This is a genomic window from Pseudomonas sp. (genome assembly GCF_026224925.1).
Taxonomy (GTDB): Bacteria; Pseudomonadota; Gammaproteobacteria; order Pseudomonadales; family Pseudomonadaceae; genus Aquipseudomonas.
The window spans coordinates 1-5044 of the sequence record NZ_JAMFRV010000469.1 but is presented as its reverse complement, the minus strand read 5'-3'; the positions used below and the strand labels follow the sequence as shown (position 1 = coordinate 5044).

Annotated in this window: 6 protein-coding genes; 1 reads left to right on the top strand and 5 read right to left on the bottom strand. The window is 57.8% G+C overall.

Features of this window, described 5'->3' with window-relative positions; all coding sequences use genetic code 11:
• Nucleotides 1–47: 47 nt before the first annotated feature.
• From metW to M0974_RS20215, 5 genes are all read right to left on the bottom strand, one after another.
• Entirely contained in the window at nucleotides 48–668 is a 621-nt protein-coding gene (gene metW / locus M0974_RS20235) for a methionine biosynthesis protein MetW (protein WP_297840795.1), read from the bottom strand.
• Nucleotides 669–675: 7 nt separating this feature from the next.
• Nucleotides 676–1815: a homoserine O-acetyltransferase gene (locus tag M0974_RS20230; protein WP_297840792.1), complete on the bottom strand. Its 1140-nt coding sequence runs from the start codon at nucleotides 1813–1815 to the stop codon at nucleotides 676–678.
• 206 nt (nucleotides 1816–2021) lie between these two features.
• Nucleotides 2022–2612, bottom strand: coding sequence for a YggT family protein (locus M0974_RS20225; protein ID WP_297840789.1), 591 nt, complete (start codon nucleotides 2610–2612; stop codon nucleotides 2022–2024).
• A gap of 40 nt (nucleotides 2613–2652) precedes the next feature.
• On the bottom strand, nucleotides 2653–3471 hold the full coding sequence (gene proC / locus M0974_RS20220; RefSeq protein WP_297840787.1) for a pyrroline-5-carboxylate reductase: 819 nt from the start codon (nucleotides 3469–3471) through the stop codon (nucleotides 2653–2655).
• Nucleotides 3472–3498: 27 nt separating this feature from the next.
• Nucleotides 3499–4185, bottom strand: coding sequence for a YggS family pyridoxal phosphate-dependent enzyme (locus M0974_RS20215; RefSeq protein ID WP_297840784.1), 687 nt, complete (start codon nucleotides 4183–4185; stop codon nucleotides 3499–3501).
• 55 nt (nucleotides 4186–4240) lie between these two features.
• Between M0974_RS20215 and M0974_RS20210 the strand changes: the two genes are divergently transcribed.
• The coding region (locus M0974_RS20210) for a type IV pilus twitching motility protein PilT (RefSeq protein ID WP_297840781.1) at nucleotides 4241–5044 on the top strand (804 nt) is incomplete at its 3' end.

Sequence of the window (5044 nt, the reverse complement as noted above, 5' to 3'; positions counted from 1 at the left end):
CGCTTCGCCAACAAGTTGGCTCCTACAGACCCGGAGTAATTCCGGGATTAAATTGCTATTTGGTGTTGCTCAAAGCTAGGGCTACTAACACGGTAGATCCCGATCTCACCTAACAGATTAGGCCATAGCTTGCTGGCCCAACCGTGACGATGGTGCTGATCGACGGCCAACCGGTCAATGACCTGCGCATCACGACCACGGCACAGGGCTTCGAAGTCTTCGAAGGTGCAGAAGTGGATGTTTGGCGTGTTGTACCACGTGTATGGCAGGAAATCCGACACCGGCATCCGGCCCTTGCTCGCCAAGTACCAGCGGCAACGCCAATGGCCGAAGTTAGGGAAGGTAATGATGCATTGGCGACCCACGCGCAACATTTCGTCGAGTATCCGGTCCGGGTAACTCACGGCCTGCAACGCTTGGGTCATGACCACGATGTCGAAGCTGTTGCTGGCGAAGTTGCCGAGGCCTTTGTCCAAGTCTTGCTCAATGACGTTTACGCCTTTGCCCACACACCGGGCAATGTTGTCAGCGTCGTTTTCCAGGCCGTAGCCGGTGACTTGCTTGTTATCGCGCAGCCAGGCCAGCAACTCGCCGTCGCCGCAACCGAGGTCGAGCACCCGGCTACCGGCAGGGATCCAGTCTTGGATAATTTCCAGGTCGGCTCTCATGGTGTCCTCAGAGTGCAATTCGGTTCATGTAGCTGGTGAAGGCCTGCAAATAGCGCGGGATCGGAATCAGAAAGGCGTCATGGCCTTGCGGCGCATCGATCTCCAAATAGCAGACATTTTTTTTCGCGGCCATCAGCGCATCCACCAGTTCCCGCGAGCGGGCCGGCGAGAAACGCCAGTCGGTGGTGAAGGAAATCACGCAGAAGTCGGCCTTGGCTCCGGCAAGCGTCAGCGCCAGGTTGTCGCCGTGATTAGCCGCCGGGTCAAAGTAGTCCAGCGCTTTGGTCATCAACAGGTAGGTGTTGGCATCGAAGCGACCGGAGAACTCTTCACCTTGATAGCGTAAGTAGCTCTCTACCTGAAACTCGACACTGTGGAAGTCGTAGTTGAGCTTTTCGCTTTTCAAGCCACGGCCAAATTTCTCGCCCATGGAGTCATCGGAAAGATAAGTGATGTGCCCGACCATGCGTGCCAGCATTAGCCCCCGCTTTGGGATGACGCCGTGTTCCTGGAAATAACCGCCATGGAACTCCGGGTCGGACAAAATCGCCTGCCGGGCTACTTCGTTGAACGCGATGTTTTGCGCAGACAGCTTCGGTGCAGAAGCAATCGCCAGGCAGTGGCGAATTCGGTCCGGGTAACTGATGGTCCATTGCAGCGCCTGCATGCCGCCCAGACTGCCACCGACCACGGCGGCCCATTGCACGATGCCCAACAGGTCAGCGAGGCGTGCCTGAGTGTTGACCCAGTCTTCAACAGTCAGCACCGGAAAATCAGCGCCAAACGGTTTGCCGGTCTCCGGATTGATGCTGCTCGGGCCTGTGGAGCCGTTACAACCGCCAAGATTATTCAAGCTGACGACGAAGAACTTGCTGGTGTCGATGGGCTTGCCGGGGCCGATACAGCTGTCCCACCAGCCGGGTTTGCGTTCATCGACGCTGTGGAATCCTGCTGCGTGATGGTGTCCGGAGAGGGCATGGCACACCAGCACCGCGTTGCTGCCAGCGGCGTTGAGCTGACCGTAGGTTTCGTAAATCAAGTCGTAGGCAGGCAGCGAACGACCGCACGCCAAGGCCAGCGGTTCGCTGAAGTGCGCCATTTGCGGCGTCACCAGTCCAACAGAATCGGGGGGAAAGACCGTGGGCATCGATCCTGCTCTCGCTTAAATGAGGCGTAAGTCTAAAGACCGCTGCCCCTAGCGGCAAGCAAACACCCTTTAACGGGCAAACGCAGCCTTCTGTATTGATTTTCGCCACCCTCTGTAGGAGACAACTTGTTGGCGAAGGCTTTGACGCGCTGTGTCAGGTTACGCCGCCTCGCCAACAAGTTGGCTCTACAGGGTTTTGGGTGGTGTTAGATCAATAGGCGCAGCACATCGGGCATTTGGCTCATGGCCGCCAGATTGTTGATCACCAGCATGTCCAGCAGCTTGAGGACAATGAACGCCAGGATCGGCGAGATATCCAGGCCGCCGAGGTTTGGCAAGATTCTGCGGAACGGAGCCAGTGCAGGTTCGCAGATTTGATTGACCAACTCCGCGCCCGGATTATGGCTGCCCGGAGCGACCCAGGACAAAATCACGCTGATGATCAGGGCGAAGAAGAATATCTTCAGGAACAGTGCCGTAACGCCAATGATCGACCAGATCAGCAGATGCACTGGATCACCGGTGGTGCCGTAGGCTAGCAGCAGCGTCAGGGCCATCAGTATCAATTGCACGATGATTGCCAGCACCAGCGAAGACATGTCCAGGCCAAACAGGCTGGGAATGATCCGGCGCAACGGTTTCAGCAGCGGCTGAGTGGCGCGCACCGCAAACTGGCTCAATGGGTTGTAAAAGTTTGCGCGTACCAACTGCAGCACAAAGCGCAGCAGGACGATCAGCAAATACATACTGCCGATGGTTTGCAAAACGTAAATTGCAGCGGTGTTCAGTCCGATCATCGGTCTGCCCCCTAAGAGCGTAAAAGTAAGGCCTGAAAAATCATTTGCCGAGCTGTTCGGCCATCTCTGCCGAACGGTGCGCGGCAGCAGTCAGTGCGGTGTCGACCAGGGCTTCGAAGCCGCCGGCCTGGAAAGATTTGATAGCAGCCTCTGTGGTGCCCGCAGGTGACGTGACGCGGCGACGCAGCTCCGCTGCATCGACATCGCTGCCAGTGACCATCAGAGCGGCCCCCAAGGCGGTCTGCTTGGTCAGTTGAATGGCAATCTCTCGTGGCAGGCCAAGTTTCTCAGCCGTGGCGGTCATCGCCTCGATCAACAGGAAGAAATACGCCGGGCCACTGCCGGACACCGCAGTGACCGCATCCAGTTGTTTTTCCTCCTCCAGCCACAGCGCAATACCCACGGCCGAGAGCAATTGCTCGGCCTGGGCACGCTGTTCACTGGAAACGTTGGCGGTGGCGTACAAACCGCTGACACCCTGACGCAACAGCGCGGGGGTATTGGGCATGCAACGCACGATGGGGTGGTCGCCCAGCCAGCTATTCATGCTGGCGCAGGTGATGCCAGCGGCAACCGACACCACCAACTGATGGGGCTTAAGGCTCGGGCGCAGGCCGATGCACATGGCCTTCATCATTTGCGGTTTGACCGCGATCAGCACCACGTCCGCACCTTCGATGGCCTCGGCGTTGTCGGCGAAGAGTTCGATACCGTGTTCGGCCGCCACTTTGGCGCGGGTCTCGGCGCCCGGATCGCTGGCGCGAATCAGCGCAGCGTCAACGCCTTGGGCGCGCAGCCCTCCGATCAAGCTGGTGGCCATGTTGCCGGCGCCGATAAAAGCAATACGAGTCGTGCTCATCACTGGCTTCCTGTTAGCAAAAGAGGGTTATGGCTGGCCGTAGTCGCGGGCGCCAAAAAGGGCTGTGCCGACGCGGACCCAAGTGGCGCCTTGTGCGATGGCAGCCTCCAGGTCGTGGCTCATGCCCATGGAAAGTGTGTCTAGCGGCAGGTTAAGACTGTGTTGCAAGCTGCTGACGGCAGCAAAAGCAGCGTTTTGTGCCGCGCTGTCGTCGGTGGGTTCAGGGATCGCCATCAAACCGCGAAGCTTCAAGCGCGGCAGCAGATTGATCGCCGCGGCCAGCGCAGGCAAGTCTTCTGGCGTGCAGCCTGACTTGCTTGCTTCGCCGCTGACATTGATTTGAATGCAGATATTGAGCGCAGGCAGTTCAGTGGGACGTTGCTCGGACAGCCGTTGTGCAATTTTCAAACGATCCACGGAATGCACCCAGGCGAAATGCTCGGCAATAGCACGAGTCTTGTTCGATTGAATGGGGCCGATGAAATGCCAACACAAGGGTAGGTCTGCCAATTCGAGCTGTTTGCTCAAGGCCTCTTGCAGGTAATTCTCGCCAAAATCGCGCAGGCCTGCGGCAAATGCTTCGCGCAGGGCGGCAGCTGGTTTTGTCTTGCTTACGGCCAACAGGCCAATGGTGCTCGGATCCCGTTGCGCCACAAGGGCAGCAGCGCGAATTCGCTCAGCAACTTGGGAAACGTTGTCTGCTATCGTGGACATTGATTTGCGCCAGCAGGGCTAAAGTCTGCGGCATTCTATGTGATTGGGGAGCTCTATGGATATTACCGAGCTGCTGGCCTTCAGTGCCAAGCAAGGCGCGTCAGACTTACATCTTTCTGCGGGACTGCCGCCGATGATTCGTGTCGACGGTGATGTGCGACGTATTAACTTGCCAGCGTTGGACCAGAAACAGGTCCTGGGGCTGATCTACGACATCATGAACGACAAGCAGCGCAAGGATTTCGAGGAGTTTCTGGAGACCGACTTTTCCTTCGAAGTGCCTGGCGTAGCGCGCTTCCGGGTTAACGCTTTTAACCAGAACCGCGGTGCTGGTGCAGTGTTTCGGACCATTCCGTCGAAAGTCCTGACCATGGACGATCTCGGCATGGGAGAAGTGTTTCGCAAGATTACCAACGTCCCGCGGGGCTTGGTATTGGTTACCGGACCGACCGGGTCGGGCAAGTCGACCACGCTCGCGGCGATGATTGATTACCTGAACAGCAACAAGCACCACCACATTCTCACCATCGAAGACCCGATCGAATTCGTTCACGAATCGAAGAAGTGCTTGGTCAACCAGCGCGAAGTGCATCGCGACACCCTGGGTTTTGCTGAAGCCTTGCGTTCGGCCTTGCGTGAAGACCCGGACGTTATTCTCGTCGGCGAAATGCGCGACCTTGAGACTATTCGCTTGGCATTGACCGCCGCTGAAACCGGTCACTTGGTGTTCGGCACGCTGCACACCACCTCGGCGGCAAAGACCATCGACCGGGTGGTTGATGTGTTCCCTGCGCAAGAGAAGTCCATGGTGCGCTCGATGCTGTCTGAGTCACTGCAAGCGGTGGTCTCCCAGGCGCTG